Source organism: Hydrogenophaga sp., assembly GCF_030158645.1.
Taxonomy (GTDB): domain Bacteria; phylum Pseudomonadota; class Gammaproteobacteria; order Burkholderiales; family Burkholderiaceae_C; genus Hydrogenophaga.
This window is the reverse complement of sequence record NZ_JAOASO010000088.1, coordinates 19,466-46,401: the sequence shown is the minus strand read 5'-3', so window position 1 is coordinate 46,401 and position 26,936 is coordinate 19,466. Positions and strand designations below refer to the sequence as shown.

The 26,936-nt window shown below is 66.2% G+C and carries 28 protein-coding genes; 12 read left to right on the top strand and 16 right to left on the bottom strand.

Annotation, left to right across the window (positions count from 1 at the left end; all coding sequences use genetic code 11):
- Window positions 1-1,511, top strand: a 1,511-nt coding sequence (locus Q1W68_RS09275; RefSeq protein ID WP_300716318.1) for a sigma 54-interacting transcriptional regulator, incomplete at its 5' end; no start/stop codon positions are given.
- 3 nt (window positions 1,512-1,514) lie between these two features.
- Here the strand turns inward: Q1W68_RS09275 and Q1W68_RS09270 are convergent.
- On the bottom strand, window positions 1,515-2,516 hold the full coding sequence (locus tag Q1W68_RS09270; protein ID WP_300648209.1) for an MBL fold metallo-hydrolase: 1,002 nt from the start codon (window positions 2,514-2,516) through the stop codon (window positions 1,515-1,517).
- Window positions 2,513-3,505: an alpha/beta fold hydrolase gene (locus Q1W68_RS09265; protein WP_300648207.1), complete on the bottom strand. Its 993-nt coding sequence runs from the start codon at window positions 3,503-3,505 to the stop codon at window positions 2,513-2,515. Before Q1W68_RS09265 ends, Q1W68_RS09270 begins: the two co-directional genes overlap by 4 nt.
- 185 nt (window positions 3,506-3,690) lie before the next feature.
- Here Q1W68_RS09265 and pqqA point away from each other — a divergent pair, with 185 nt between their 5' ends.
- The 9 genes from pqqA (at window position 3,691) to Q1W68_RS09220 (ending at window position 9,505) form a co-directional block, all read left to right on the top strand.
- Window positions 3,691-3,765 carry a pyrroloquinoline quinone precursor peptide PqqA gene (gene pqqA, locus Q1W68_RS09260; protein WP_068167214.1) on the top strand — a complete coding sequence of 25 codons (75 nt, stop codon included), beginning with the start codon at window positions 3,691-3,693 and terminating at the stop codon, window positions 3,763-3,765.
- A 74-nt stretch (window positions 3,766-3,839) separates the two neighbouring features.
- The gene (gene pqqB / locus Q1W68_RS09255; RefSeq protein WP_300716315.1) at window positions 3,840-4,757 is read left to right on the top strand and encodes a pyrroloquinoline quinone biosynthesis protein PqqB; all 918 of its coding nucleotides are present in this window, start codon (window positions 3,840-3,842) and stop codon (window positions 4,755-4,757) included.
- Window positions 4,758-4,780: 23 nt separating this feature from the next.
- On the top strand, window positions 4,781-5,512 hold the full coding sequence (gene pqqC, locus Q1W68_RS09250; protein ID WP_300716313.1) for a pyrroloquinoline-quinone synthase PqqC: 732 nt from the start codon (window positions 4,781-4,783) through the stop codon (window positions 5,510-5,512).
- Window positions 5,503-5,766, top strand: a complete 264-nt coding sequence (gene pqqD / locus Q1W68_RS09245) for a pyrroloquinoline quinone biosynthesis peptide chaperone PqqD (RefSeq protein ID WP_300648202.1) — start codon at window positions 5,503-5,505, stop codon at window positions 5,764-5,766. Before pqqC ends, pqqD begins: the two co-directional genes overlap by 10 nt.
- A 28-nt stretch (window positions 5,767-5,794) precedes the next feature.
- Complete coding sequence (gene pqqE, locus Q1W68_RS09240) at window positions 5,795-6,919, top strand: pyrroloquinoline quinone biosynthesis protein PqqE (protein WP_300716325.1); 1,125 nt, start codon at window positions 5,795-5,797, stop codon at window positions 6,917-6,919.
- A gap of 2 nt (window positions 6,920-6,921) precedes the next feature.
- On the top strand, window positions 6,922-7,704 hold the full coding sequence (locus Q1W68_RS09235) for a hypothetical protein (RefSeq protein ID WP_300716311.1): 783 nt from the start codon (window positions 6,922-6,924) through the stop codon (window positions 7,702-7,704).
- Entirely contained in the window at window positions 7,679-8,290 is a 612-nt protein-coding gene (locus tag Q1W68_RS09230; RefSeq protein ID WP_300648198.1) for a hypothetical protein, read from the top strand. The genes Q1W68_RS09235 and Q1W68_RS09230 overlap by 26 nt, the downstream gene beginning before the upstream one ends.
- Window positions 8,291-8,300: 10 nt before the next feature.
- Window positions 8,301-8,825, top strand: a complete 525-nt coding sequence (locus Q1W68_RS09225) for a hypothetical protein (protein WP_300648196.1) — start codon at window positions 8,301-8,303, stop codon at window positions 8,823-8,825.
- Window positions 8,822-9,505, top strand: coding sequence for a hypothetical protein (locus tag Q1W68_RS09220; RefSeq protein ID WP_300648195.1), 684 nt, complete (start codon window positions 8,822-8,824; stop codon window positions 9,503-9,505). Before Q1W68_RS09225 ends, Q1W68_RS09220 begins: the two co-directional genes overlap by 4 nt.
- 40 nt (window positions 9,506-9,545) lie before the next feature.
- Here Q1W68_RS09220 and Q1W68_RS09215 read toward each other — a convergent pair whose 3' ends face one another.
- From Q1W68_RS09215 to Q1W68_RS09170, 10 genes are all read right to left on the bottom strand, one after another.
- Window positions 9,546-10,556 carry a catalase family peroxidase gene (locus Q1W68_RS09215; RefSeq protein ID WP_300648194.1) on the bottom strand — a complete coding sequence of 337 codons (1,011 nt, stop codon included), beginning with the start codon at window positions 10,554-10,556 and terminating at the stop codon, window positions 9,546-9,548.
- A gap of 103 nt (window positions 10,557-10,659) precedes the next feature.
- Window positions 10,660-11,478 (bottom strand): tetratricopeptide repeat protein, encoded by an 819-nt coding sequence (locus Q1W68_RS09210; RefSeq protein ID WP_300648192.1) that lies wholly within the window; start codon window positions 11,476-11,478, stop codon window positions 10,660-10,662.
- A gap of 20 nt (window positions 11,479-11,498) precedes the next feature.
- Window positions 11,499-12,059, bottom strand: a complete 561-nt coding sequence (locus Q1W68_RS09205; protein WP_300648190.1) for a hypothetical protein — start codon at window positions 12,057-12,059, stop codon at window positions 11,499-11,501.
- Window positions 12,056-12,376, bottom strand: a complete 321-nt coding sequence (locus Q1W68_RS09200) for a c-type cytochrome (protein ID WP_300648188.1) — start codon at window positions 12,374-12,376, stop codon at window positions 12,056-12,058. Before Q1W68_RS09200 ends, Q1W68_RS09205 begins: the two co-directional genes overlap by 4 nt.
- Window positions 12,377-12,461: 85 nt before the next feature.
- On the bottom strand, window positions 12,462-14,159 hold the full coding sequence (locus Q1W68_RS09195; RefSeq protein ID WP_300648306.1) for a PQQ-dependent methanol/ethanol family dehydrogenase: 1,698 nt from the start codon (window positions 14,157-14,159) through the stop codon (window positions 12,462-12,464).
- 313 nt (window positions 14,160-14,472) lie between these two features.
- Complete coding sequence (locus Q1W68_RS09190; protein ID WP_366146696.1) at window positions 14,473-15,438, bottom strand: quinoprotein relay system zinc metallohydrolase 1; 966 nt, start codon at window positions 15,436-15,438, stop codon at window positions 14,473-14,475.
- Complete coding sequence (locus Q1W68_RS09185) at window positions 15,435-16,232, bottom strand: quinoprotein dehydrogenase-associated SoxYZ-like carrier (RefSeq protein WP_300648186.1); 798 nt, start codon at window positions 16,230-16,232, stop codon at window positions 15,435-15,437. The genes Q1W68_RS09190 and Q1W68_RS09185 overlap by 4 nt, the downstream gene beginning before the upstream one ends.
- Before the next feature lie 9 nt (window positions 16,233-16,241).
- Complete coding sequence (locus tag Q1W68_RS09180; RefSeq protein ID WP_300716306.1) at window positions 16,242-17,084, bottom strand: ABC transporter permease; 843 nt, start codon at window positions 17,082-17,084, stop codon at window positions 16,242-16,244.
- The gene (locus Q1W68_RS09175) at window positions 17,066-18,268 is read right to left on the bottom strand and encodes a branched-chain amino acid ABC transporter substrate-binding protein (RefSeq protein ID WP_300648182.1); all 1,203 of its coding nucleotides are present in this window, start codon (window positions 18,266-18,268) and stop codon (window positions 17,066-17,068) included. Before Q1W68_RS09175 ends, Q1W68_RS09180 begins: the two co-directional genes overlap by 19 nt.
- Complete coding sequence (locus Q1W68_RS09170) at window positions 18,268-19,275, bottom strand: PQQ-dependent catabolism-associated beta-propeller protein (RefSeq protein ID WP_300648180.1); 1,008 nt, start codon at window positions 19,273-19,275, stop codon at window positions 18,268-18,270. The genes Q1W68_RS09175 and Q1W68_RS09170 overlap by 1 nt, the downstream gene beginning before the upstream one ends.
- A gap of 206 nt (window positions 19,276-19,481) precedes the next feature.
- On the opposite strand from Q1W68_RS09170, the gene Q1W68_RS09165 reads away from it, so the two are divergent.
- Together Q1W68_RS09165 and Q1W68_RS09160 are read left to right on the top strand one after the other, a co-directional pair.
- Window positions 19,482-20,471, top strand: coding sequence for a tripartite tricarboxylate transporter substrate binding protein (locus Q1W68_RS09165; RefSeq protein ID WP_300648178.1), 990 nt, complete (start codon window positions 19,482-19,484; stop codon window positions 20,469-20,471).
- Window positions 20,472-20,478: 7 nt separating this feature from the next.
- Window positions 20,479-21,249: an ABC transporter ATP-binding protein gene (locus Q1W68_RS09160; protein ID WP_300716302.1), complete on the top strand. Its 771-nt coding sequence runs from the start codon at window positions 20,479-20,481 to the stop codon at window positions 21,247-21,249.
- Between the two features lie 81 nt (window positions 21,250-21,330).
- On the opposite strand, the gene Q1W68_RS09155 is transcribed toward Q1W68_RS09160, so the two are convergent.
- From Q1W68_RS09155 to Q1W68_RS09140, 4 genes are read right to left on the bottom strand one after another with little or no spacing between them, the layout of a single operon-like run.
- On the bottom strand, window positions 21,331-21,573 hold the full coding sequence (locus tag Q1W68_RS09155) for a hypothetical protein (protein ID WP_300716300.1): 243 nt from the start codon (window positions 21,571-21,573) through the stop codon (window positions 21,331-21,333).
- Window positions 21,570-22,013 carry a response regulator gene (locus Q1W68_RS09150; protein WP_300648172.1) on the bottom strand — a complete coding sequence of 148 codons (444 nt, stop codon included), beginning with the start codon at window positions 22,011-22,013 and terminating at the stop codon, window positions 21,570-21,572. The genes Q1W68_RS09155 and Q1W68_RS09150 overlap by 4 nt, the downstream gene beginning before the upstream one ends.
- A gap of 2 nt (window positions 22,014-22,015) precedes the next feature.
- Complete coding sequence (locus Q1W68_RS09145; RefSeq protein ID WP_300648170.1) at window positions 22,016-23,200, bottom strand: hybrid sensor histidine kinase/response regulator; 1,185 nt, start codon at window positions 23,198-23,200, stop codon at window positions 22,016-22,018.
- Window positions 23,193-26,936: an ATP-binding protein gene (locus Q1W68_RS09140; protein WP_300716297.1), complete on the bottom strand. Its 3,744-nt coding sequence runs from the start codon at window positions 26,934-26,936 to the stop codon at window positions 23,193-23,195. The genes Q1W68_RS09145 and Q1W68_RS09140 overlap by 8 nt, the downstream gene beginning before the upstream one ends.

Genomic DNA, 26,936 nt, shown 5'->3' with positions numbered 1-26,936 from the left:
CGCTGGTGCGCATGTCGGCGCAGATGATCGAGAACCACATGTTCGCCGACATCTTTCCCAAGGCGATCCGCATCCACTTCCACACCCGTTCGGAGTTTCTGGGCACGCTGGTCGAGGGCATCGCGGTGTTCTCGCCCGAGGGCCGCTTTCTCTCGGCCAACCGCAGCGCGCAGTTCCAGATCGGCCTGCCGTTCAGTGCGCTCAAGGCCCACACCTTCTCCTCGCTGTTCGGCCTGCCGGTCTCGGCCCTGTTCGAGCTCTTCGGCGGCGCCACGCCCAACCCCAAACAGCTGTGCATGCACAACGGCGTGTCGGTGTGGTGCCGGGTCAAGCTCAAAGCCTCCAACATGTGGGCCGCCAAACCCGGCACCCACACGGGCGAGGCACCTGCCCAGCCCCAGGCACCGCAGGCACCGGCCTCACCCGCCGCGGCCCAACCCGGGCCCGAACCCCTCAGACAGACGGGCAAAAAGATGCAGTTCTCCTCGCTGCACTACCTGGACACCGGCGACGCGCAGGTGACCTCGGTGATCCACAAGCTGCGCATGGTCAGCGGGCGCGACATCCCCATCATGATCCTGGGCGAAACCGGCACCGGCAAGGACCTGCTCGCGCAAGCCATCCACGGTGATTCGACCCGCGCGGCCCAACCCTTCGTGTCGGTCAACTGCGCCTCCATCCCGGACACGCTGATCGAGTCCGAGCTCTTCGGCTATGAAGAAGGCGCCTTCACCGGCGCGCGCAAGAAGGGCTCCATCGGCAAGATCCTGCAGGCCCACGGCGGCACGCTCTTCCTCGACGAGATCGGCGACATGCCCAAGCACCTGCAGGCGCGGTTGCTGCGGGTGTTGCAGGAGCGCAAGGTCAGCCCGCTGGGCGCTGGCAAGGAGGTCGAGGTCGATGTGGCGGTGGTGAGCGCCACGCACAAGAACCTCAAGGACATGATCGCGCGGGGTGACTTCCGCGAAGACCTGTACTACCGCCTCAACGGCCTGGTGGTGCGCCTGCCCGCGCTGCGCGAACGCAGTGACTTCGAGCTCGTGGTGCAGAAGATCCTGCTGGCGCTGAGCGAGGGCAGCCAGCCGGTGGGCGTGTCGGCGCCGGTGATGGACCTGTTCAAGCGCTACGCCTGGCCTGGCAACTTCCGCCAGCTGCACAACCTGCTGCGCACGGCGGTGGTGATGGTCGGTCAGGGGGGCGTGATCGACATGAGCCACCTGCCCGACGACTTTCTGGAAGAGCTGGACCACGAAGCGGTGATGGCTCCCTCGGTGGCACCAGCGGCGCCGATCGTGGTGCCGGTGGACGCTGCACCGGCCGGCCACACGCCGGAACCGGTGGCGGAGGTCGGCACCGAAGGGCAGAGGCTGCAGGACGTGGCGCTCGGCGCCATGGCGCAGATGCTGCGCCTGCACAAGGGCAATGTGTCGGCAGCGGCCAAGGCGCTGGGCGTCTCGCGCAACACCATCTACCGCAAGAAAGACCAGCTACCGCCGGACCTGCTCAACTGAGCCTCACCGCGTGGTGGGGCTGCGCTCCATCCACACCGGCTCCATCTCCCGCCATGCACGCTGCAGGTTGAAGCCCTGCCGCTGCGCGTAGCCGGCCCAGTCTTGGTAGGCCGACATGTCGATCGCGCCGGTCTCGCCCGCGTAGCGGCCTTCGTCCATGGCGTTGAGCACCGCTGCGCGCAAATCGGCCAGGTAGGCGCGGGTGGCCACCATGGCCGGCGGCAACGAGTGCGGGTCCTGTGCGCTGGACACGGCATTGCCGATCACATGGCGCGGCTGGAGCGCGGCCAGGCGGTCCAGCGCCGCCAACCACACGTCCACCCCGCCCTGCGCGAGCTCGGGCAGGCGCCGCTCGTACACCAGCCCGCCGGCCCAGACCACGCGGCTGGTCTCGTCCCACAGCACCAGATCGCTTTCGGTGTGCCCCGGAGCGGGAGGCAAGACGCGCAGCCGGTGTGCGCCGATGCGCAAGACTTCACCAGCCTGCAGCACGCGGCTGGGCCACACGATGCGCGTGCCCACCATGGCGTCCCCGCCCGCGCGTTCGCTCAGGCTGGCCAGGCAGGCCGGGCAGCGCTGCTGCATGGCGCTGCGCGTGCCATCGCTGGACAGGATCTCGAGCTGCCCCGCCGAAAGCGCATCGGCAAACGCCGAGTTCGCCAGCACATTCTCGGCGTGGGCGTGGGTGTTGACCACGGCGCGCACCTGCGCACCGAAGCGGCAGGCCAGCGAATCGCGCACGCGCAAGCCGTGACGGTGGCTCGGGCCGGGGTCGATCACCAGGGCCTGATTGCCCGAGACCACCACCGAGGTGGGCACCACATGGCCCGCATTGGCGGTCGAAATCTCGCCCGTGGACTCGGGCAGCCACACCCACACGCCGGGTGAGACCACCCGCCAAGGCACCGCGTTCGCCATGCTGCAGTCGGGCTGCCGGGCGCTCGAAGCGCAGCCCGCCAGCAGTGCGACCACCAGCGCAACCCACACGCCGCGAAGGCCCGTCATGCCAGCGTCCTGCGCACGCTGCGGCGCAAGGCCGGCAACATGTCGGGCTCGTGACCCAGGTGGCCGCTGTGGGGCTCCACGTGCGACACCGCACCACCCGCGGCGCGGCCGAGCGCGGCCCAGCGCCGGCTGTTGGCCGGAGGACAGATGGCGTCGAAGCGGCCATGCACCCAGTCCATCGGAAGGCCTTGACGGGCGGCCTGCAACACACCCCGATCGAGCTGGCCCGCGCGCACGAAACCCCGGTGGCGCAGGTAGTGCGCCTGGACGCGGAATTTGGCGAAGGCTTGGCGGTCACCGCGGGTTTTCCCGGGCTTCTTCAACCGGGCGACGGCGCGCTTTTCGGCCTTGCGCAGCGACGCCCATTCGCGCCGGATGGAGGCCGCCAGACCCGGCGTGTCGAGGGCTGCGTGGCGCAGGCTGCGCCGCTGGCTGCGGGCAGCCGACGCGGTTTCCAGCAGACCCCAGCCGCGCGCAGCGCGCAGCGATGCAACACCGGGTGTTCCACTTTGAATCAGTTGTGTCAGCCGCTGCAACGCCACGGGCAAAACAGCGCCCCGTGAAACAGGCCACAAAGCGCCCCAGCCGAGCGACTGTCGCACGCGCGACGAGGGCAACAGCAGGCCGCCCACCTCGCGCCGGCTCAGTGCAAACGCACCGCGCAACACCAGGCGCTGCACGCGCTGCGGATGCGCCAGCGTGTAAGCCAAAGCCACCACCGTGCCCCAGGAGCCGGCCAGCACCGACCAGCGCTCCAGCCCCAGGTGTTCGCGCAGCGCTTCCATGTCGGCCACCAGCGCCGCCGTGTGGTTGCCGGCGGTGCGCCCCCGGGGACATGAGGCGCCGCAACCGCGCTGATCGGGCGCCACCACCCATTGTCTTGACAGGTCGAAGGGCCTCAGCATGCCGGGCTGGCAACTGCTGCCGGGCCCCCCGTGCAGCAGCAGCCAGGGCTCGCCCTGCGGTGTGCCCACGGTGCGCCAGGCCATGCGATGCAGGCTCGGCCAGGGCCGAACCGGCAGGTGTTGCGGGCGTGGCCACGCGGTGCTGGTCACCATCGGGGGTGACACAGTTTTTGTGGCATCGATATTGCTTTTCATCGGGGCGGCTTGTGGCAATGGTGCTGGCGAGCTTGCAGACATGTTTCGTGCCAACCCATTATTGGAGACCTTCTATGCAATGGACGACCCCCGCCTTCACCGACCTGCGTTTTGGTTTTGAAATCACGATGTACATCGCCAACCGCTGATCTTCAGCGTTCGGTTCGAGGCGCACGGGTGAACAACGCGTGCGCCTTTTTCTTGGTCTTTCAGGTGTCCTGACATGCGCATCCGGGTTCTGGGTTCTTCGGCCGGTGGTGGTTTCCCGCAGTGGAACTGCAACTGCGCCAACTGCGACGGCCTGCGCCATGGCCGCATCAACGCCAGGGCACGCACGCAGTCGTCGATCGCCGTCACCGCCAACGGACTGGACTGGTTGCTGGTCAACGCCTCTCCCGACATCCTCACGCAGATCCGCGACACCCCCGACCTGCAACCCGCGCGCGCCGTGCGCGACAGCGGCATTGCGGCGGTGCTGCTCATGGACGCGCAGATCGACCACGTGACCGGTCTCATCATGCTGCGCGAGCGCGGCTCGAAACTGCCTTTGCTGGCCACGCCCGAAGTGCTGTCCGACATCTCCGGCGGCTTCCCCATCACCGGCATCCTGTCCCACTACTGCGGCGTGGCCACCACCGAGCTCCCGTCCGATGGCCGCACCATCACCGTCGAAGGCCTGCCCGGCATCGAGGTGCAGACCGTGGCCATCGCCTCCAAGCCGCCGCCTTACTCGCCGTTTCGCGGCAACCCGCGCGCCGGTGACAACCTCGGCCTGGTGATCCAGAACCCGCTGAACGGTGCGCGCGTGTTCTACGCGCCGGGCCTGGGCGCGGTGACACCCGAGCTGCTGGCGCTCATGGCCAGTTGCGCCGTGCTGCTGGTGGACGGCACCTTCTGGACCGAAGACGAAATGATCACGCAAGGCCTGTCAAAGAAGAAGGCCGCCGAGATGGGTCACCTGCCGCAAAGCGGCCCGGGCGGCATGATCGAACAGCTGGGCAAGTTGCCCCGCTCCATCCGCAAGATCCTCATCCACATCAACAACACGAATCCGATGCTGATCGAGGATTCTGCCGAACGCGCCGAGCTCACCCGCCACGGCATCGAGGTGGCGCACGACGGCATGGACATCGTGTTCTGACCCCCACAGCCCATTTCCTCACCATGGACATCGCCACCACCCCGCGCCCCCTCGAAGGCCTCCCCGCCTGGACACGCGACGAGTTTGAAGCCCAGCTGCGCGACAAGGGCCGCTCGTACCACATCCACCACCCGTTCAATGTGCGCATGAACGCCGGTGGCTGCACGCCCGACGAGCTCCGCTGCTGGGTGGCGAACCGCTTTTATTACCAGGTCTGCATTCCGCGCAAGGACGCCGCGATTCTGGCCAACATGCCCGACCGGGCGCACCGCCGGCTGTGGGTCGAACGCATCCTCGACCACGATGGTTACGGCGACTTTGAGGGTTCGGCCAGCGGCGGCCTGGAGGCCTGGATCCGCCTGGGCGAAGCGGTGGGCATCGCGCGCGACGACCTGCTCTCGCTACAGGGTGTGGCCCCCGCCGTGCGCTTCGCCTGCGACGCCTACGTGAACTTCGCGGCCAAGGCACCGTGGCAGGAAGCCGTGTGCTCCTCGCTCACCGAGATGTTTGCGCCCCAGATCCACAAGGACCGCCTGGCCAGCTGGCCCACGCACTACCCCTGGATCAACGCCGACGGTCTGGGCTATTTCCGCAAGCGCATTCCGCTGGCCGGACGCGATGTGGAACACGGCCTGCGCGTCACGCTCGACCACTTCACCACGCGCGCCGAACAGCACCGCGCGCTCGACATCCTGCAGTTCAAGCTCGATGTGCTCTGGACCATGCTGGACGCGATAGAAAAGGCTTGCCAGTGATCCCCACCCACCCCAAGCTCTCGCGCCGTTTCCGCCTGCAATACGAAGAAGCGCAGACGCGCTGGGTGCTGCTGTACCCCGAGGGCATGGTGCAGCTCAACGACAGCGCCGCCGAGATCCTCAAGCGCTGCGATGGAGAGCGCACCGTGGCCGAGATCGTGACCGAACTCGAGACTGCGTTTTCGGTGCAGGGGCTGACCACCCAGGTCGAGTCCCTCATCGAAGAAGGAGGCCGCCGTGGCTGGATCGACTGAGTTCGCACCGGTCTCCGAAGCGCTGTCGATGCTGGCCGCCAAAACGCACCCGGCCGGCCCGCCGCTGTGGCTGCTGGCCGAGCTCACCTACCAGTGCCCGCTGCACTGCGTGTTTTGCTACAACCCCACGCAGCACGCGCGCATCAAGGACGAACTCACCACCGCGCAGTGGGTGGACGTGATGCGCCAGGCGCGCAAGCTCGGCGCCGCGCAGCTGGGCTTCTCGGGCGGTGAACCCCTGGTGCGCGACGACCTGGAGGAGCTGGTGCAGGAAGCGCACGCGCTGGGCTACTACACCAACCTCATCACCTCCGGCGTGGGCCTGAACGAGGCACGCGCGCAGCGCCTCAAAGACGCGGGCCTGGACCACATCCAGCTCTCGTTCCAGGACAGCACGCGCGAGCTCAACGATTTTCTGAGCCACACCAAGACCTTCGAGCTCAAGCAGAAGGTGGCGCGTCTGATCAAGGCGCACGACTGGCCCATGGTGATGAACTGCGTGCTGCACCGGCACAACCTGCCGCACGTGGACCAGATCATCGAGATGGCGCTCGCGCTCGATGCCGAGTACCTGGAGCTGGCCAACACGCAGTACTACGGCTGGGCGTGGGTCAACCGCGACCACCTGATGCCCACCCACGAGCAACTGATCGAGGCCGAGGCGGTGGTCAACCGCTACCGCGACAAGATCGGCAAACGCTGCAAGCTGCTGTTCGTGGTGCCCGACTATTTTGAAGAGCGGCCCAAGGCCTGCATGAACGGCTGGGGATCGGTGTTTCTCTCGGTCGCGCCCGACGGCGTGGCCATGCCCTGCCACAACGCGCGCGACCTGCCGGGCTTGAAGCTGCCCAACGTGCGCGACATGGCACTGGCCGACATCTGGCAGAAGAGCCAGGCCTTCAACGCCTTCCGTGGCGAGGACTGGATGCAGCCGCCCTGCCGCACTTGCGACGAGCGCCACAAGGACTTTGGCGGCTGCCACTGCCAGGCCTTCCTGATCACCGGCGACGCCACCCAGGCCGACCCGGTGTGCAGCAAATCGCCGCACCACGACAAGGTGGTGCAGCTGGTGAAACGGGCGCCTGCGCAGCGGCACATTCCCATCGTGTTCCGCAGCGACGCGGAATCGCGCGTGTTGCACCCCGAAGCCTGAGCATGGCCAACACCGCACCCGCCACGCCGAACCACGCGCGCATGCTCGGCGCTGCGCTGGTGAGCCACCTGCCCGGCGCGCGGCGCAGCCCGCTGGCACTGGAGCAGGCGCCCAACGGCCTCTTTTTGCTGTGGCTGGCCTACATGGGGCTGTTGGGCTTTGGTGCTCTGCTGCTCTGGCAGGCCGGCGCGTGGCACCGGCTGGTGGCGGCCGACCCCACGGGCCTCACCGTGATCATCGTGCTGCTGTTCATCGGCTGTTCGCTGTGGGCCGGACGGCGCGCCTGGGCACTGGGTCTGCAGCGCCAGCGGCTGGACGCCCTGCTGGCGCGCGCAGGTTCCACCCCCCACAGCGAAGCAGACTGGAGCGCCGAGTACCTGCGCGGCTGCGCCCAGCCCGGCGCCGACCAGAACACCTGGATGCAGATCCTGGGCGAGCGCGCCCACGGCCCGCACGAAATGGCCTGGTGGCTCAACGGCATCCAGCTCAAACTCGGCCTGCTCGGCAAGGTGATCGGTTTTTCCATCCTCGCACTGCAGCTCGGGCAGATGGACAGCTTCGATGCCAGCCAGTCGGCGCAGCTGCTCAAGAACCTCACCGGCGGCCTGGGCATCGCGCTGCTGACCACCGTGACCGGTCTGACCGGCAACATCCTGCTCGGCCTGCAGCTCATGCGGCTGGACCGCTTTGCCGACGCACTGGTGGCCGACACGCTGGCCGCCACACCACCGGCCACCCAAGCCCTTGCAGGAGCGCCGCATGGCGATCGGCCGATCGGTCCGTGACACGGAGACCGATCCGTTCTACGACATGTTGTTCAACATGTTGATCGCCTTCGTCTTCTGTTTCGTCATCGCCCTGCTCTCGTTCAACCCCAAGTCGCGCAAGGCCGGCGACATCCCGGCCAAGGCCGAGTTCATCGTCACCATCTCCTGGCCCGACAACAACCCCAACGACATCGACGCCTGGGTCAACGAACCGGGCGGCAAGACCTTGTGGTTTCGTTCGCGCGACGCGGGCATGCTGCACCTGGACCGCGACGACCGCGGTGCCAAGAACAACACCGTGATCGTCAACGGTCGCGAGATCACCAGCCCGGTGCGCCAGGAAATCGTCACGCTGCGCGGGCTGGTGCCGGGTGAATACGTGGTGAACGCCCACTACTACGACACGCGCGACCAGCAGCCGGTGGACGTGTCGGTGGCGGTGGTCAAGGTCAACCCGCAGGCCGAGATCGTGTTCACCGGCACGCAGCAGATCCCGCGCAAGGGCGACGAACGCACGCTGGTGCGCTTCAGCATCAACGACACCGGCGCCGTGACCGACATCAACACCCGACCCCTGACCATCGTTCAAAGAACCGGTCTCTGACGCCACCACCATGATCCCCACCGTTTCTTCGCAGTTGTTGTTGCTGGTGCTCGTGTACGCCCTGCTGGCGTTTCTGCTCTTGTGCCTGCTGCTGGCCACGCGCTGGCACTGGGGCGTGAAAGCGGCTGCCGTGCTGCTGGTCACCGGCTTTTATGCGCTGAGCCACAACACGCTGCAAGGCATCGCCGGCTGGCCCAGCGACGACGCCCTGCCCCAGCGCTTCGTGCTGCTGTCGGCCGTGTTCGACGAACCCAGCCCCGGGCGCAACCACCCCGGCGCCATCTTCATCTGGGTCAACCCCATGAAAGACAACAAGCCGCTGGAGATGCCGCGTGTGCACCGCCTGCCGTACGAGAAAGACCTGGCGCGCATCCTGGGCGACGGCATCAAGAAGGCCCGCGACGGCAACACCCAGATGGGCAGCACCGAACCGGTCCGGGGACAAGGCGGCTTTGCCTGGTTGCGCCCCACCAGCAACGACAAGCTGCAACTCAAGCTGAGCGACCTGCCCCGCGCGCAGCTGCCCGAAAAATGAAGCACGTCATCACCCTGGGCCTGACCACGTTGCTCGCCGCCTGCCAGGGCACGCAGGGCGACAGCTGGTTCCCGCTCGTGGAAGGCAGCGCTCAGGTGTACGAGGTGAGGGTCACCAGCGAAGAAGCGCCGCCGGTGGACGAGTGGACGCTGCGCGTCGAAGGCCCGCGCAGCCTCAACGACCAACCCGTGATGGTGCGCCACCACTCGGCCGGCGTGGGCTACTTCCTCCAGACCGACGACACCGGTGTGAAGCGGGTGGCCACCCAGATGGACATCGACAGCGAGCCCACACCCGACAAGGAGCCGATGTGGGTGCTGAAGGCGCCTTACGTGGTGGGCACCGAATGGACCACCCCCACCGTGCCCTACCTGATCCTGCGGCGCAACGAACACCCGCGCGAGCTGCGCTACAGCCACAAGGCCCTGATGTACTGGCGCATCGAAGCGGTGGACGACAGCGTCACCACACCCACCGGCACGCACCAGCCCTGCCTGCGCGTGGTCGGCCGCGCCAACCTCAACCTCTTCACCGACCCGGTCAACGGCTTCACCGACGTGCCGCTGACCAGCCGCGAGTGGTACTGCCAGGGCAAGGGGCTGGTGAAGTTCGAGCGGGACGAGCCGGTGCCCAACGGGTTTCTGGTGGGCGGCAGCCTCAAGGCCGAATGGGTGCGGTGAGCCTTGTCGGCCGCGCGCGCCACGGCGCCCGCGGAAGCGCTTACTGCTTCGGGCCTTCACCCAGGCGGCGACCCATCGACACCGCATAGGGTGCTGCCCGCGCAGCGAGCATCGGATCGGTGGACGGCTCCACGCCCTTGGGCAAGACCATCGGATTGAAGTTGATGGTCACACAGGGGCCGGTGGAATCCGCGGCCACCGACTTGATGGTGAGGCGCCCCAGCGTGACCTTCTTGCGCTCCGCGGGCAGCGGGGTCACGGCGCTGTCGAGCTTGTCGCCCGGCTGTGCCAGTTGCAGATTGAAGTCAAAGGCCACGCCACCCGCGGCCACTCGCTGGCGCAGGTCGGCGTGCAGGAAATCGGGACCCTTGGCCTGGGCTTCCTCGTCGGTCAGGCTCTGGGTGCCGCCCACCGGCTCGAAGATCCATTTGCCGTACTGCTTCTTGCCGCTGGCGTCGACAAACGCGAACGCATGCACGCCCCAGTAGTTCACCTTGCCAAAGCTCGCCGGCACCGGCTGGCTGGCGAAATACTTGCCCTGCAGCAAGGTGTCGGGGTTGGCGTCGTTGAAGGCCTTGACCTTCTCGGGGTTGGGCTTCTTGGTCTCAGGGTCGGGCGCGACCGCCTCCAGGCGGGCCAGCATCTGTTCGGGCGAGGACGCGCCGAACACCGGCGCCGAGATGTTGCCCATCAGCCAGGTCTCGTTGCCGGGCAAGTCGAACTGCAAGGCCATGTTGCGCTGGCTGCGGCCGTTGTCCGGCGCCTTGGGGTTGCCCCCGCCGATCGAGAAGCGCGCCACCACCGGCACGGGCTGGCCACTGAAGGCCGACGACACCGACAGCTCGCGGCCCTGGGCACTGCCGACGAACTCGGCGGTGGCGCAAACGCCCTTGGCACCCGAGCGGCGAAAGCCCTCGAACTTGCCGCCGGCGCGCTCGAAGGCATCGACCATGCGGGTGGGATCGACCTGGGCGAACGCGGGCGTGCACAGCGCGGCGGCGGCACACCCCACGATCGTCAACAAGGAAGGCAGGGAGACAGCAGTGTTCATGGGGGGCTCTCGGGATGGTTGGGGTGGGGTCTGGAAAACGGACGTTCACGAAAAAACCGTCATGGATTCTGTGTGAAGTCGGACCCGACGGACCCCGGGGGTATCAAAGCCCCACGCCCGCACTCTGGCTCGACGCCAGTGCCGCCACCGCGGGCGGATAGCTCTGCCCGGCGGCCTGGCGCAACCACACCAGGCTCTGCGCCACGTCGCGTTCGCGGCCCTTGCCGGTGCGGTACATCACCGCCAGTGCGTACTGCGCCTCGGCTTCGCCCGCCACCGCCGCGCTCTCGAAGCGCCGCGCCGCCTCGGGCAGGTTCCGCTCCACCCCCCGACCGGCTTCAAACATCCAGGCCAGGCGCGTCTGCGCGCGGCGGTCGCCGCCCTCGGCGAGCTCCCGATACAACGCTGCCGCCTGAGTGTGCTCACCGGTGGCGCTCATGAACTCGGCGCGCTGGTACGGCGTGAGGCTGGCCGCTGGCTGGCCGAGCGTGGCCAGGGTGGCGGTGGCGTCCTTGTCGCCACCCTGTGCGGCCAGCGTGAGGAAGATGCGCGCCTTCTCCACATCGCGCGGCAGCAGCTGGCCCGCGCTGTAGAGCATGCCCAGTCGGTACTGGGCCTTGAAGTTGCCGGCCTGCGCGGCGCTGGTGTAGAGCGTCTCGGCCTTCTTCATGTTTTTGGGCTCACCCAGACCGTCTTCGGACAGGATGCCCAGGTTGAACAGGGCGTCGCCATTGCCCACCTCGGCCAGCGTTTCCCACACCTCGCGCGCCTCGGCGTAGTGGGCCATCTTGAACTCGGCATAGGCCTTGTAGTTGCCCATGGCGGGGTTGCGCAGCCAGTCGCCGCGGTGGCTGTCCTGGGCCTGTGAGACGCTGGCGAGCGCCACCAGCGCAGCGCCGAACCAGGTGCGCAGATGGATCATGTCGTGGTCTCCATGGAGGGTCAGGGGGATTCGATGCGCAGCTCGCTGAGCCACCGTGCGCCGGGTGTGAAGGGATCGCGGTCCGTCGGACCGTATGGGGGCACGCCCAGGTCATCGGGGGGCACGCCGATGCGGTTGAGGTCCACCGCCAGCGGCACGCCCACCAGCGCAGTGGGTGTGGCGGTGAACTGGAAGACGATGCCGTTCCACAGCTTGGCGCCGAAGTCCTTGGGCTGCTTGTAGAAAAAGAGCAGGCTGTGCTCCAGCCACGCGAGCTGGGTGCCCGATGCGATGCCCGGCTGCGCATACGGGTACGGCACAAAGCACGAAATCTCCTGCTCGGCCGGCAGGCACTTGAACTCGCGCATGGAGAGAAAGTGGTCGCGCATCACGGCGTGGTCCATCTGCACCTGGAAGGCGCTGGCGCCACCGGCAGCGGGGGTGAACACGACGCGGCCGATCTTCGTGCGGACACCGTCCTTGGTGACGGCGACCAGCGCCTTCTCGCCGTTGAAATCGAACGCGTGCGCGCCGCTGCAGCTCAGCAACAGGGCCAGGGCAGCCGCGCGCCAGGACGTCATGGCTTGACGGTCAGCACCCAGGTCGAGAGGGTCTTGAGCTCGGCCGTGCTCAGGCTCGGGTGGGCTGGCATGGGAATGCGGCCCCACTTGCCCTTGGAGCCGTTTTGAATCGATTGCGCGAGCGACGCTGCAGCGTCTTTCTCGGTCGCGTATTTTTCGGCGATGGCGGCAAACGCCGGGCCCACCACTTTTTCGCCATTGGCATGGCACGAGTAACAGCCGCTGGCTTTGGCCAGATCGGGCGCACCGGCCAGATCGGCTTGCGCAAAGGCGCTGGCGCTGGTGATCAGGGTTGCGATGAAGAGGGTCGAGCGCATGGCAGGTCCGCTTGAAAACTGAATGGGTCAAAGAAAAAGGTGCCGGCCCGGTGCGTGCAACACACCCGGCCGGCACCTCGGGTCATCACTTCATCAACTTGAAGGTCCAGACGGAGCCGCCCTGCTCAAGGAAGTTGACCTTCTTGGCCACTTCACCACCCCACAGCGGCACCGCACCGCCCCAACCGGAGACGACGCTCACGTACTGCTCGCCGTTCTCGGTCCAGGTGATGGGAGGCGCCACCACGCCGGAGCCGGTCTGGAACTGCCACACGACCTTGCCGGTCTTGGCATCGGCGGCCTTGAGGTAACCCTCAGGCGTGCCCCAGAACACCAGGTCGCCTGCGGTCAGCACACCACCCCACAACGGCGCGTTGTTCTTGACTTCCCAGGCCACTTTGCCGGTCTTGGGATCGATCGCGCGCAGCGAACCGATGTGGTCGTCGAACAGCGGCTTGATGGTGAAGCCCGCACCCAGGAAGGCAGCGCCTTTCTTGTAGGTGATCGGCTCGTTCCAGATCTCCATGCCCCATTCGTTGGTGGGCACGTAGAACAGGCCGGTGCGTGGGCTGTAGGCCATGGGCATCTGGTTCTTGCCACCCAGGAAGCCCGGTGCCGAGAACACCGACTTGCCCTTGGCGCCGTCGCCGCCGGCGGCGGTCGGGTCGCCAGGACGGTTGGTGTCGTCAAAGTTCGGACGACCGGTCTTCAGGTCGATGCCGGTGGCCCAGGTCACTTTCTTCACGAACGGGAAGGCGTTGACCAGCTTGCCGGTGGTGGCGTCGTTCACGTAGAAGAAGCCGTTGCGGTCCGCCTTGGCGCCCATGCGCTTGCCGTCCATGTCGAAGGTGATGAACTCGTTCACACCGTCGTAGTCCCAGCCGTCGTTCGGGGTGTTCTGGTAGTGCCACACGATCTTGCCGGTCTTGGGGTCGATCGCCACGGTGGAAGCCGAGTAGAGGTTGTCGCCCTTGCGCACGTGGCTGTTCCATGGGCCGGGGTTGCCGGTGCCAAAGTACGCCAGGCCGGTCTGGGGATCGTAGGTGCCGCCCAGCCAGGGGGTGGCACCGCCGGTTTTCCAGGTCTCGCCGGGCCACGATGCGTTGGTGGTGCCGGAGATGCCGTTTTCCTTGCCGTCCTTGTAGCCCATGTGGCCTTCAACGACCGGACGCGACCAGACCATCTTGCCGGTCTTGGGGTCGCGCGCTTCCACGCGACCGACCACGCCGAACTCGCCGCCGGAGACACCGGTCATGAGCAGGCCTTGTGCGATCAGCGGCGCAGCGGTGTAGCTGTAGCCGGCGGAGTAGTCGTCGATCTTCTCGCGCCACACCACCTTGCCGGTGTCCTGGTCCAGGGCCACCAGCTGGGCGTCCAGCGTGCCGAAGATCACCAGGTTGTCGTAGAGCGCGGCGCCGCGGTTGATCACGTCGCAGCAGGGCATGATGCCTTCGGGCAGGCGGTGCTCGTACTTCCAGAGCTTCTCGCCGGTCTTGGTGTCCACCGCGTAGATGCGCGAGTAGGACGCCGTGACGAACATCTTGCCCTTGTTGACCAGCGGTTGCGACTGCTGGCCGCGCTGCTTTTCACCACCGAACGACATGGACCACACGGGCACCAGCTTGCTGATGTTCTTGGCGGTGATGCCATTGAGATCCGAGTGGCGCTGACCCTGGGTACCGAGACCCCAGCTCAACACGTTCTCGGGCGACTTGGCGTCGTTGGCGATCATGGCGTCGGTGACGCCCTGGGCGCCAACGTGGGCCGTGGCGGCCATGATCATGAGGCTCAGTAGGGTGCGTTTCACAGTGTGTCTCCTGCTCGTCTGTGGGTTGGTTGGCTGCGTCCAGGCAACATGCCCGGCTGCTTGTGATGCCCGACGCGACAGGTCAGTCAACGGGGCTGCACGCGTCATGAATGGCAACATCTGTGCCAGGGTCCGGCGGGTCGCGCACGGCGGTTTTTCCGAGGGTTTTCGAGCACACCGGTGGCGACAGGCGGTTGCAACTGCGCCATGTCGCACGCGACGTTTGTCACGCCGGGGTGACAGTGTTCAAAAATGAATCACCGACCCGCAGACTTGCAACAGTTCGCGCTCAGCGCCGGGCGGCGGCACCGCCCAGCACCTGCTGCTCGTAACGGGGGTACCACTGGGTGATGCTGCGGTGCAACTCGGCGGGCTGGGCGGCCCAGCCCTGGAAACGCTCGGGCACCGGCAGGCGCAACACCTCGCTCAGGTCCAGGCCACGCTCGGCACTCGCGCGCATGTGGTCGTCGAGCCAGCGCAGCCAGTCGCGGGTCTGGTCCAGTCCACCCTGGCCGCTGTGCAGCGGACCGTGGCTGGGCACCACCTGCCGTAGGCGGTGCTCGGCCATCCACTGCGAGAGCTTCACGAGGCTGGCCTGCCAGGCATCGAAGTCGGCGTGTGGTGTGGTGGGCACCCGGTTGGCAAACACCAGCCCGCCTGCGTACAGCACGCCGGTGGTGTGGTCGATCAGCACCAGGTCGTCGCTGGTGTGGCCATGGAGGCGGCGCAGCTCCAGCCGGTGGCCGCCGATCTGCATCACACCCGGCTCGACGGATTCACGCGAGGGCGTGGACTCGGTGCCCTTCATCCAGTCACCGCACAGGCGGTACAGGTTGTCGGCGTAAGCGCGGCCTTCGGCCTGCATGCCGTTGACGCTGCCCTGCAGCGCCTGCGTGGGCCGGTCGGCCCAGGCCTGGTTGCCGAAGAAGTAGTCCGGGTGCAGGTTGAGGCTGAGCACGCGCACCACCGGCTCGCGTGTGGTGCGCTCGATCGCCCGGCGCTGCTGCTCGCCGTAGAGGCGCGAAGGACCGGTGTTGACGACCACCACGCCCGCACCGGTGGCGATGAAGGCGGTGTTGATGATGTTGCAGCCGTTGGCGCGCGAGAAATCTTCCACCGCACCCTCCAGGACCCAGGTGCGCTCGGCGATCTGGCGCGGGCGCAGGTCGTAGTCGAGGCGGGCCATGTCGGGCCTGGACTGCGCCATGGCGGCGCTGGCCAGCGCGGCGGCCAGGCAAAGCAGCAGGTGTCTCAAGCGCTCACCTCGGCGTCGATCCGGTTGCCGTTGTTGTCGCGACCCAGCAGGCGGAAGCCGCCCCCGTTTTGCGGCGGCAGCTCCAGGGTGATGAGCGGGTTCTCCGACACCGGCTCGTGCAACGCCAGGCGCCACCAGGGGGCACCCGCGCCGTCCACCAGCTGGAGTTGCTCGATGTAGAAGGCGGGCACACCCGCCACCAGCCCGGTGTCCATGGGGTGCATCACGCGCACGCGCAGGCGCCGGCTGCCTTCCAGCACGTTGTTGAAAAACCGCGCCTGCACCTGGTTGAGCGTGCGGCTCCAGGACCCGTCGGCGCGCGTGGCGCCGGGCACCGTGCAACCACCCCCGGCGGCCTGCACCCAGGTGCTGCCGACGTGCCAGGCGCCATCGCGCGTCTGCACCAGGGCACGCACCGGCGAGGCCTGCTCCATGCGGATGCGGAACGCCAGCATGGGCAAAGCCTTGAGCGGCTCGAACTCCAGCACCTCGCGCACCGGGTTGCGGTCCACCACGACCTGGATGCGCGCCACGCCACCGCCGGTGCCGCTGAGTGCACGCGCGTCCACCAGCAGCGGAACGTTCATCGCGTCATCGGCAAAGGCGGGGCCACTCACCAGCACGTCTTTGGTGAAACGCATGGGCGCATCGCCCAGGTACTGCTTGCGCAGCCCGGGCCACTGCATGGAGCCCAGCGGATCACCGCCGGTGTGGTCCACCGCGGCCCACAACGGTGAACTGGCTGCGCCCAGCGCAGCGCCCAGGAGCAGACGGCGGGAGTTGTCGTGTGTCATGAAGACCTTTCAGGAACCCTTCTGGCGGATCCAGCCGCGTTGCGGGTCGTAGCCCCACAGCGCCAGCACAAAGAACGCGATGCTGCAAACCACCACCACCGTCCAGGACGTGGCGTTGAACTGCCCGTACATCGCAAAGCGCATGGCCTCCACCGCGTGGGTGAAGGGGTTGAACTCGGCCAGCTTGAGCAGCCAGACCGCGCCCGACTCTTCGAGCTTCCACAACGGGTAGAGCGCCGGGCTGATGAAGAACATCGGGAAGATCACGAAATTCATGGTGCCGGCAAAGTTCTCCAGCTGCTTCACATACACCGAGAGCATGAGGCCGAGGGCAGCGAGCAGCGTGGCGCCACACGCCATGGCCACCAGCAGGCCCGGCACATGCCGAAGCGCAATCTCGACGCCGAAGGCCCAGGAAATGCCAAGGAACACCACCATCTGCAACACCGACAGGCAGGTGCCCGCGAGCAACTTGAAGGCGAGCAGCCAGCCGCGCGCCAGCGGCGCGGTGAGCAGCAGGCGCATCACGCCCATCTCGCGGTCGTACACCATGGAGAGCGAACTCTGCATGCCGTTGAACAGCGCCACCATGCCCAGCAGGCCGGGCACCATGTAGACCTTGTATTCGATGTAGGTCTCGTACGGCGGGATGATGGCCACGCCGAACACGTTGTGAAAGCCCGCGGCAAACACCACGAACCACAGCAGCGGGCGCACCAGCGCCGAACCCAGGCGCGAGGGCTGGCGCAGGAAGCGCCCGATCTCTCGGCCCACCACGGCACGCAGCGCGCGCGCCAGGTGCACGGGCAATGAAGGCCGACCCGCCGGCGGGATCAGGGTCGCTGTTTGCATGTGCTCTCCTGTTCGTCCACGCCGAGTGTGTCCAGCACTTCCTTGGGATGCAACACCCCCTCCAGCGGCGCCAGGCCCACCACGCCGTCCACATGGCTCACGAACATGGGCTGGCGCAGCTGGCCGTCCCACGCGCGGAAGGTCAGGCGCGGGCCTTTGAAGCCGTCGATCACCACGGTGCCGGCGCGCAACTTCTTGAGCTGCTGCGGCACCGGGGCCTTGGCGTCGTCCACCAGCACCGCCGCCACCGCCTTGCCGGCCGCCCAGGCGGCCCAGTCGTGGCTCTGCATGGGGCGCTGCGCCAACTTCTGAAAACGCCGCGTGAGCTGCGGCCCACCATTGCGCTCCCACTGCGGGTGCCAGGCCTGCGCCACCAGCCCGCTGGCGCCCACCACCGGGCGCGGCCACTGGGTGGCGTAAGGCAGCGTGCGGGCGAACTCGCCATCGGCGTCCATCACCGCCACCACCTCGTGCTCGCGCTCGCCGGTCAGCAGGCGGGTGTTGGCGAGGTCGCGCTCGCGCGGGTCGCCGCTGAGCTTGAAGGGCTTGGTCTGCGTGATCTTCAGACCGTAGCGTTTGGCCGCGCGGTTGAACGCAGCGCCCATCAACACGTCGCCCGGCTCCGGGCCTTGCAGCAGCAGCACCTTGCGCCAGTTGCGCGCGGCCAGGTACTGCGCCAGCGTGTCGGCGCGCATGCTGGCGCTGGGCAGCGTGTGCAGCAGGTGGGCGGCGCAGTTCTGGGCGCGCAGGCTGTCGTCGTCCAGACCGGTGTTGAACACCACCGCACCGCCGAGTGCGGCGGGTGCGGTCTGCACCAGCTGTCGCAGCTCGGCCAGCGGCAGGTCGGCCACCAGGTGCTGCACCTTGGCCGCTTTCAGTTCGGCCAAGGCCTTGGGCAGGGCGGCCATGTCGGGCAGCACCACGTCGCGCACGGTGAGCGCAATGCCTGCGGTGTCGAGCTCGAACGCCGCCTCGTCGAGCGCGAGCTGCACACCTTGCAGTGCACGGCCTTGCGGGTGGCCGGGGTAGCCGCGCTCCATGCGGCGGTTGGCGTAGCGCGCGTCACCCGCCAGCGAGATCACCGCCAGGGTCATCTGCGTGCTGGCGGCCTGCGCCGCCGGCCAGGCCATCGAGGCGAGCAGCGCGGCCGTGGCCAACGCCCGTTGAAAGGCCGGCAGCCGCATCAGGGCTGCACCAGCACGCTGTGCGGCACGCGGCCCACGGCCACGGTTTTGATGGCCTTGGCGCTCGCGGTGTCGATCAAGGTCATGTCGTCCGAGAGGCCGTTGGTCACGTACAGCGTCTTGCCATCGGGGTGCATGGTGAGGCCCCAGGCGCGCTTGCCCACCAGCACCTGGCGGCCGGCCTTCTTGGTGGCCACATCCACTTCGACCACGTGGTTGGCCTTGCCCAGCCCCACCCACATGGTTTTGCCGTCTGTGCTCGGGGTCATGCCCACGGGCGTGATGTCGGCCTCGCGCATGCCCTGCACCGCGAACTTGATCGTGGCTTTCACGCTGTGGTCCTTGGTGTTGACCACGCTCACCGTGGCATCGAGTTCGTTGGTGACCCACAGCTCGGCGCCGCCTTCGGCCAGCACGAAGCGGCGCGGGCGCTTGCCCACCTTGATGTTCTTCAGCACCTTCTTCTGGCCGAGGTCGATGTAGTGCACGACGTTGGCCACTTCGGAGGTGACGTAGGCGAACTTGCCGTCGGCCGTGACCAGCACACCCTCGGGCTCGCCGCCGGTCTTCACCTCGAACAGCGGCTTCTTCGTGGCCAGGTCGTAGGCGGCCATCACGTTTTCGTCTTCGATCGAGACATAGACCGTCTTGCCATCGGGGCTGAGGTCAAAAATCTCCGGACTGTCCCCCAATGGAACAGTCCCGGTCATCTTGCCGGTGGCCGTGTCCACCAGACCGAGCTGGTTGCTGTCGCCACAGCACACGTAGATCTGGCTGCGGTTGGCGTTGAACATCATGTGGCGCGGACGCTCGCAGGTGTCGATGGCCGAGAGGCGCTCGCCCTTGGCATCGAACACGTAAATCTTGTTGTCCTTCTCGCTGGACACGTACACCTTGCCCTGGGCCAGAGCGGCCAGCGGGGTCGCCAGCGCGCAACCCAGCACGGCGGCCCAGACGATCTGGCGAAGACCCTGCGGGGCGGGTGCTGAACGAGCGGAACGAAGCATCGGTATGTCTCCTTGATTTGTGGTTTGTGCGAAGCACGGCAGCAAAATCAGTGCCAGCGCAACGGGCGTGAATATTGCCTGCAAAAAGGCCAAACGATGATGGTGCAGGCCCGCCCGGCCCTGCTGCTACGGACAAACCCTGAGACAAAACGGCACAACCGATGACACAACGATTCCCCCGACCCTGCCCTGCGCAGCCACTTGCTTTGCGCAGACAGTTCCTGGGGTGGGGTGCCGGCTGCGCGCTCGGGTTGTCGGGCCTCGCAACCAGCGCGCTCGCGCAAGCCGCCGGTCCGTTTCCACAACGCCCGATCCAGCTCATCGTGCCCTGGCCCGCCGGCGGCGCGACCGACCTCACGCTGCGCATCCTGTGCGAAGAGGCCGCGCCGCTGCTGGGCCAGCCCATCGTGGTGATCAACAAACCCGGCGCCGCCGGCACGCAGGTGGCGCCGCTGCTCAAAGCCGCCGAACCCGATGGCCACACCATCGGCCAGGTGCCGATCACCGTGTACCGGCACGCGCTCATGAACAAGGTGCCGTGGGACCCGGTGGCCGACCTCAGCCCCATCGTGCAGGTGTCGGGCACCACCTTCGGTGTGCTCGTGCCGGCCAACAGCCCCTGGAAAAGTTTCAACGACCTGCTGGCCTGGGCCAAGGCGCGCCCGGGTGAACTGATCCTCGGCTCCACCGGCATCGGCACCACCGCCCACATCGCCACCGAAGAGATCCTGCTGCAGAACAACATCCGCTACGTGCACGTGCCCTACCGCGGCACCGCCGACCAGATGATCGGCGTGGCCGGCGGCCAGGTGATGGCGGGCGTGAACTCCACCGGCTTCGCGCCCTGGGTCGACCAGGGCAAGATCCGCGTGCTGGCCATCTTCAGCGCGCAGCGCAGCCCGCGCTGGCCCGACGCACCCACGCTGCGCGAACTGGGCTACGAACAATCGGTCTACACCTCGCCCTGGGGCCTTGCCGCGCCCCACGGCACACCCGAGGCCGTGGTGCAGCGCCTGCACGACGCGTTTGCCAAAGCCATGCAGAGCGAGCGCCACCTGCAGGAACTGGCCCGCTACGATCAGACGCTGGACTACCTCAACACACGCGACTACCGCCAGGCGGTGCTGGAAACGGTGGAGCGCGAGAAGCGCCTGCTGCAACGCATGAACCTCCTGGCCAAACCCCCCGGCGCCTGACCACCCGATGACCGACTCTCCGACCGCCTCGCTGGCCACCACCGTCGCCACCCTGCTGCAGGCGACGCAACTGCACAAGTCCTACGGCGCCAAGCCCGCGCTCAAGGGCGTGGACGTGACCCTGCGTGCCGGTGAAATGGTGGCCCTGCTCGGCCCCAACGGCGCGGGCAAGTCCACCTTGCTGCAGTTGCTCACCGGGCTCTTCACGCCCGACCAGGGCAGCATCGAAGTGCTGGGCCACGACATGCGCCAGCACCCCAGCCGCGCGCTCGCCGGCCTGGGCGTGGTGTTCCAGCAAAGCGCGCTCGACATGGACCTGAGCGTGATGGCCAACCTGCATTTCCACACCGACCTGCACGGCATGCCGCGCAAGCTGGCCAACGCACGCATTGCCACGCTGCTGGAGACCATGGGTCTGGCCGACCAGGCCAAGGCCGTGGTGCGCAGCCTCTCGGGCGGCACGCGCCGCAAGATCGAACTCATCCGCGCGCTCCTGCACGAGCCCCGCGTGCTGCTCATGGACGAAGCCACCGTGGGCCTGGACCCGGCCTCGCGCCAGCAACTGCTGGACACCGTGCGCAGCCTCTGCGAGAGCCGCGGCATGGCCGTGCTCTGGGCCACCCACCTGATCGAAGAAACCCGCCACGCCGACCGGCTGATGCTGCTGCACCAGGGCGCGGTGCGGTTTGAAGGCTCGGTCGCCGAATTCATGGCGCACAGCGAAGGCGGCGACTTTCAGACCGAGGTGTTGAAGCAGCTGGGGCGCGGGACGGTTTGAAGAGCGCGATCAGTGGACTTGCGAGCCACTTGCAGGGAATGCGGGGTGAACCGCCCCGGGCTTCGTGGAGGCCGGTTGGTTTCAGTCAGCCAGCAGTTCCAGCGCTGTCTCGGCGCGCTCGAATTCGATGACTTCGCCATCCAGACCGCTTCGCTTCCGTGCCATGCGTGTCAACAGCAGATCGTGCGGGTTGATGACGAGCAATTGGACCTTGAGAAGCACGGGTGCGCCCACCACATCGCGTTGCGGGAGTTGAAGCATCCGGGTTTTCCACGCCTCCACGTTGGCCGTGGCAGACACCGCCCAACTGGCGAACTGAATCAACCAGGATGTTGCCCCTGCAGGCCTGCTGAACCCGGTCCGCGCCTCGGCTCTTTCAGGAATGCCTGCACGCGAGTGAGCAAAGCGGGCAAGTCGATCGGCTTCTGAAGCAGCCCGTCCACATCCACACCCGCGACCTGCTTGAGCACGGCTTCGCTGTGGTGCGATGTCATCATGAGAATGTAAACACTGTCCATCTCCCGATTGGACCGGATGCGTCGGGCAATTTCGACACCTGTGACCAAAGGCAGATCGATGTCGATCAGCATCAAACGGGGCCGGGCGCTGGCAGCCGTGTGATGAACGGCGTTGAAGTCGTTGGAAAATGCCACCTTGCCCAATGGCCGCAAGGCGCGCGCCAGAGAATGCACAAGGATCTGGTCATCATCGACCACCATGAACGTGAGCGCGTCAGACACGGTTGTTTCCTCATCAAGTGTCATGGTCACCCCTTGTCACGCACGCCTGCCCGTTGTTCTTGCGGATCAGTGAAGACCACCGGCAAGTCGATGATGGCAGTCGTCCCGGCGCCCGAGCTCGAATCCAAGTCAACCGTACCGCCATGCCGCTCAATGATTTTCTTGACGGTGGTCAACCCCAGCCCTTCCCCGCTGAAATGTCCCGCCGACTGCAGACGCACAAACGGTTGGAAGAGTTGACCTTTCTGCTGCGGATCGATGCCGACGCCGTTGTCCCGAATCGTGAAACGGTAGCCCTGTCCAGAGCGCCTTCCTTCAATGTGAATCTGTGGTTCGTTCTGTTGCGAGCTGTACTTGAACGCGTTGTGAATCACGTTGGTCAAAGCGACTCCCAGCAAGACTGGATCGCCCGGCACGGTGCCTTCAATCTCAGTTGATACATGGAAAGCACGGTCGCCAAACTCCATGCGGCAAGAGTCGACAATGGTCTCCACCGTCGCTCTCGGTGAGAACTCCTCAAGATTGAGTTCAAGCACCTCGGACTTGGACAGCGCGAGCAGGCTGTCGATGATGGCCGTACCGGAGCCTATCGACCTGATGGTGGAGCTGAGGTATTGACCCGCAGTTCCAACATCGCCAGCCTCCAGCGCTTCTGCCGCGAATTGCGCCCACAGACGGGTGGACCGCACGGGTGCACGCAGGTCGTGCGCCACACGTCCTGCGAAGATTTGCAACTCTTCGTTCGATTGCTGCAGTTGCAGGTTCTGCTCTTGCAAGGTCAAACGCAGCTGGTCGCGGCGCTTGCTGATGGCCCTGCGCTCGATCGCGCGGCGCACAGAGGCCCGAAGTTCATCCCCTTGAAACGGCTTGGCTAAAAAGTCGGCTGCCCCCTCCCTGAAGGAAGCCACGGCTGCCGCCATGTCCGCGTATTGCGTCACCACAACCGCGCATGCACATTCGTCCGTTTCACGAATCTGGCGAATCAGATCCAGGCCCGAGCCAATGGGCAGGCGCAGGTCCGTGACGACGACGTCGAACGCTTGGCCTTCGTACCTTGCCACCGCGTGTTCCACGGTCGAGCATTCATCCACAACCAGTCCATCGTCGCGAAGCCATTGCGCCATGCCTTCACGCTGCACATCGTCGTCCTCCACCAGCAGCACGCGCCCCCAAGCGCCGTTCAATCTGGACATCTCAACGTTGTCATGCATGGTCAACATCTGGACTCCCGGGACTGGTTTGACCCACCTGTGCAGCCAATTCGGGTGGCTGCAGCCCGCTGACAAGAAGTGCGTGAGCTGCGGTGAAGTCGAGGTTGTCGATTCTCTGTAGAAGTCCCTCGGCGTCTTCCTGTCCCAGCAGGCTGACCAATTCCACCCGCAACTCCCAGCCAAGATCGATGGCATCAAAGTCACACTGGGCCAACAGCTCGGCGAGCGTGGCGAGCTTGTTTTTGCCCGCTTGGGTCAATGGGCCAGCATTCGACACCACGATCTCATTCGGCATCCACACGGAGATTTGATCTTCGACGTGAGCCAGCAGATCGTCAAGAACCTGGGCCACCCGCTGTACAGCGTCCGTGGGCAAGACGGTCCCATCAAGAATGGCCCCCTCTGCGTGCTTGGCCACGGTCGCCAGTTCGACAGCGCCCAACATCCCCGCACTGCCCCGCAACTTGTGCAGGCTGGCGCACAAATCGGCGTTGATCCCTGGACTTTTCTGTTTCGCCAGTTCAAGCCAGGTCACACCCCACGCAGAGTAGTTCTTTTGCATCAACATGAGCAGTTTGTGGAAGAGGGCAAGACTGTTGCCCGCATACGCCATGGCCAATGCCGTGTCGATGCCCGCAATCTCAGGCCAGGCCTGCGACGCGGGTGGGTCCCAAGAGGCGCCTGTGTCGTCCGACGGGGTCAACACCACCTGTGGTGCCTTGCCTCGGTACCAGCCGATCCTGCTGCGCAACAGCCTCACCACATCCAGAGGCTCCAGCGGTTTGGTGAGGAAGCCATCCATCCCCGCCGATTGGGCTCTGAGGCGTTCACTGTCGAGTGCGCCAGCGGTCAGCGCAATCACCGGCAGCGTTTTGAATGCGGCATGCGATTTGATCCGTCGGGTCGCTTCCAGGCCGTCCAGCACCGGCATCTGCACGTCCATGAGCACGGCATCCACCTCGTCGGGATGAGCCAGCAGCCAGTCAACCGCTTCTTGCCCGTTGACGCAGGTGTGGCAAGTGGCACCTTGCTGCCGAAGCAGTGCCACGGCAATCTCCAGGTTGATTTCGCTGTCATCGACCACCAGGATGCGCGAGCCCTGCAGCCAATGGATTCCGCCTTCGATGGCGCGGGTGGTTCCAATCAGGCGGTCCTGAGAATCCTCATCCAGCGCCAGAACCTCGACCACCGAACTGAAGATCCTGGCCATGTCGGCTGGTTTTTGAATCACCCGGTGCAGCGGCAATGCCAGGCTCAGCATCGTCTCCAGCTCCTGCGAATCTCCGACCAAAATGGCGGGCAAATCATGGCCCTGGGCGTTTGAAGCATCCACCAGTTCACGAAGCCTTGCAGCTCCCTCGCTGCCCAATGCCGCATCCATCAGAAGGACGTCCGGCTCGCCAGTCTCTGCGGCCATGGGTCTGAAAGATGACCATCCCAGTGCAGCGAGGCGTTGTCTCATGTCCAGGCAAATGGCCTCGTCGGCGCACATCAAAGCGACTTCGATGGGTCGGCTCGCCCGACTGGCCTGCGCCAGCACATCCTCGTCCGCCTCGACCAGCGGCAGCGTGATCCAAAATTCACTGCCCACACCAAGTGTGCTGCTCACCCGAGCCTCACCGCCCATCATTCGCGCCAGGTTGCGGACGATGGAAAGCCCCAGCCCGGTGCCGCCAAACTGCCGTGTGGTGCTCTCGTCGGCCTGTACAAAAGGCGTGAACAGGCGACCAATCGCGTCTTGGGAAATGCCCACACCGCTGTCCCGAACCACCAGCTCAACCCACCGCCGGGTGTCATCTCGCCGCACCCGCGTCGACAGGGTCACCGCACCCGTCTTCGTGAACTTGATGGCATTGCTCAACAGGTTGCTGAGCACCTGTCGCAGGCGTAAACGGTCCCCAACCATCCACGAGGGCAACTCTGCGGCGGTGTCCAATGTCAGTTTCAAACCCTTGGCCTGTGCCACGACACCATGGACGTCCACCAGCTCCTTCAAGAGCTGCCGGGGCTGGAACGGCTGCGCATGTATGGACAGTTCTCCGGCCTCGATCTTGGCCAGGTCCAGCACGTCGTTGATGATGTCCATCAACGACTGGCCAGCCTGGTTGGCCTTGCCCAGCAGGTCGCTCTGGCCGGGCTTGAGATCGGTGTTCAGCAACATCCTGTGCATGCCCAGCACCGCATTCAACGGCGTGCGGATTTCGTGGCTCATGTTGGCCAGGAACGCGCTCTTGGCGGCATTCGCTGCTTCGGCAGCAACCGAGGCCGCACGCAGCTTGTCCGCGGCCTCGCGGCGCTCCGTGATGTCCTGAAACGCCCCGACGAGATACGCTGCGCGACCCTCTTCGAACTCCACTTCTCCCAGTGCGCGCACCCAGATGCTGCGGCCGGTGTAGGTGATGAAGCGCAACTCCAGGTCCCACGCGGTGCCGGCCTCGATCCCTTGCTGAACCGCCTGGCTGATCAGTTCACGGTGTTCTGGTGCGAAGAAGTCAATGGCTGTGGCCAGGCTGGGCACGTAGTCGGGTGGCACTTCGTGGATCAGCCGCGTCTGCTCGTTCCAATAGACCGTTCCGGTTTTGATATCGACGCGCCAACCGCCGATGGCAGCCAGACGGCCCACCCGGTGGAGCAGTTGCTGGTTTTCCAGCAGCGCTGCTGATGTCACGACCTGATCGGTCACGTCCATGTTCACGCCGATCATGCGCAGGGGCTTGCCGGAGGCGTCGTGCGTGACGTGCGCAGCAGCTTTGAGAAACCGAAGACTGCCGTCTGCCCGATGGATGCGGAACTGCGTGTTCAAGACCTGCTTGCCCTTGACCGCGTCGATCACCGCTTGCTCCGCAGCTGCAAGGTCGTCGGGATGAAGAGCGTCTCGCCACAGTGCGTAATGTTCTGCACCGCCCGAGCGCTCGCGTCCGTAAAGCGCGTACACCTGGTCGTCCCAGATCAGGGCGCCGGTCTGCAGGTCGTATTCCCACACACCCATGGCCGCACTTTCCACGGCCAGTGCGATTCGCTCTTTGGAATGCGCCAGGGTATCGGTCATGGCATTGAAGCTGGCCGCTGCCTGGCCCAGTTCGTCGCGACTGTCGTAGTTGCAGCGGGCCTTCAGGTCGCCGGCCTGCACCGACCGCGCCGCGGCGTGCAGCAGCCCCACCGGGCGCAGCACGCGCACCAGCAGCAGCCAGGCCAGGAAAAGCGATGATGCGAGCCACAGCCAGTTCAGCAGCCCGTCAAGCTCGCGCATGCTGGCGGTTTCTGCCCGCACTTGCTGGTACAGGGTGCCATCGCGCCGGTAGGCCAGGTCGCTGACCAGTCGGGTTTCGGACAGGATCTGGTCCACCAGCATCGCGCGTCGCTCGCCAGCCAGCCCCGGCGCCAGATCGGGAATGTCTCGGCGCAGGCTCTCGAAGATCGCCGTGAGGTTGGCCGTGGTGTCTCGCAGCTCGTCGAAGTCTTCGTCGCTGGACCCATCCGGGATTGCCTGGACAACGGCCTGGGTCATCGCGCGGTGCGCGGCCTGCCACTGGCCGGCCGCTCGCTCGGTGCCGCGCAGCATGTATTCGTGGGTGAGCACCAGCAGCGCATTGGCGTCGTGCGTGGCCTTTCGCGTGGCCTGCTGCTGGCCTTCCAGCAGCGCCACACGCTTCTCGCTGTCCGCCCTCAGCACCAACTTCAGGCCACCCACGCCCATGGTGAAGGCCAGGTAGGAAATGATCAGCCAGCGCAGCAT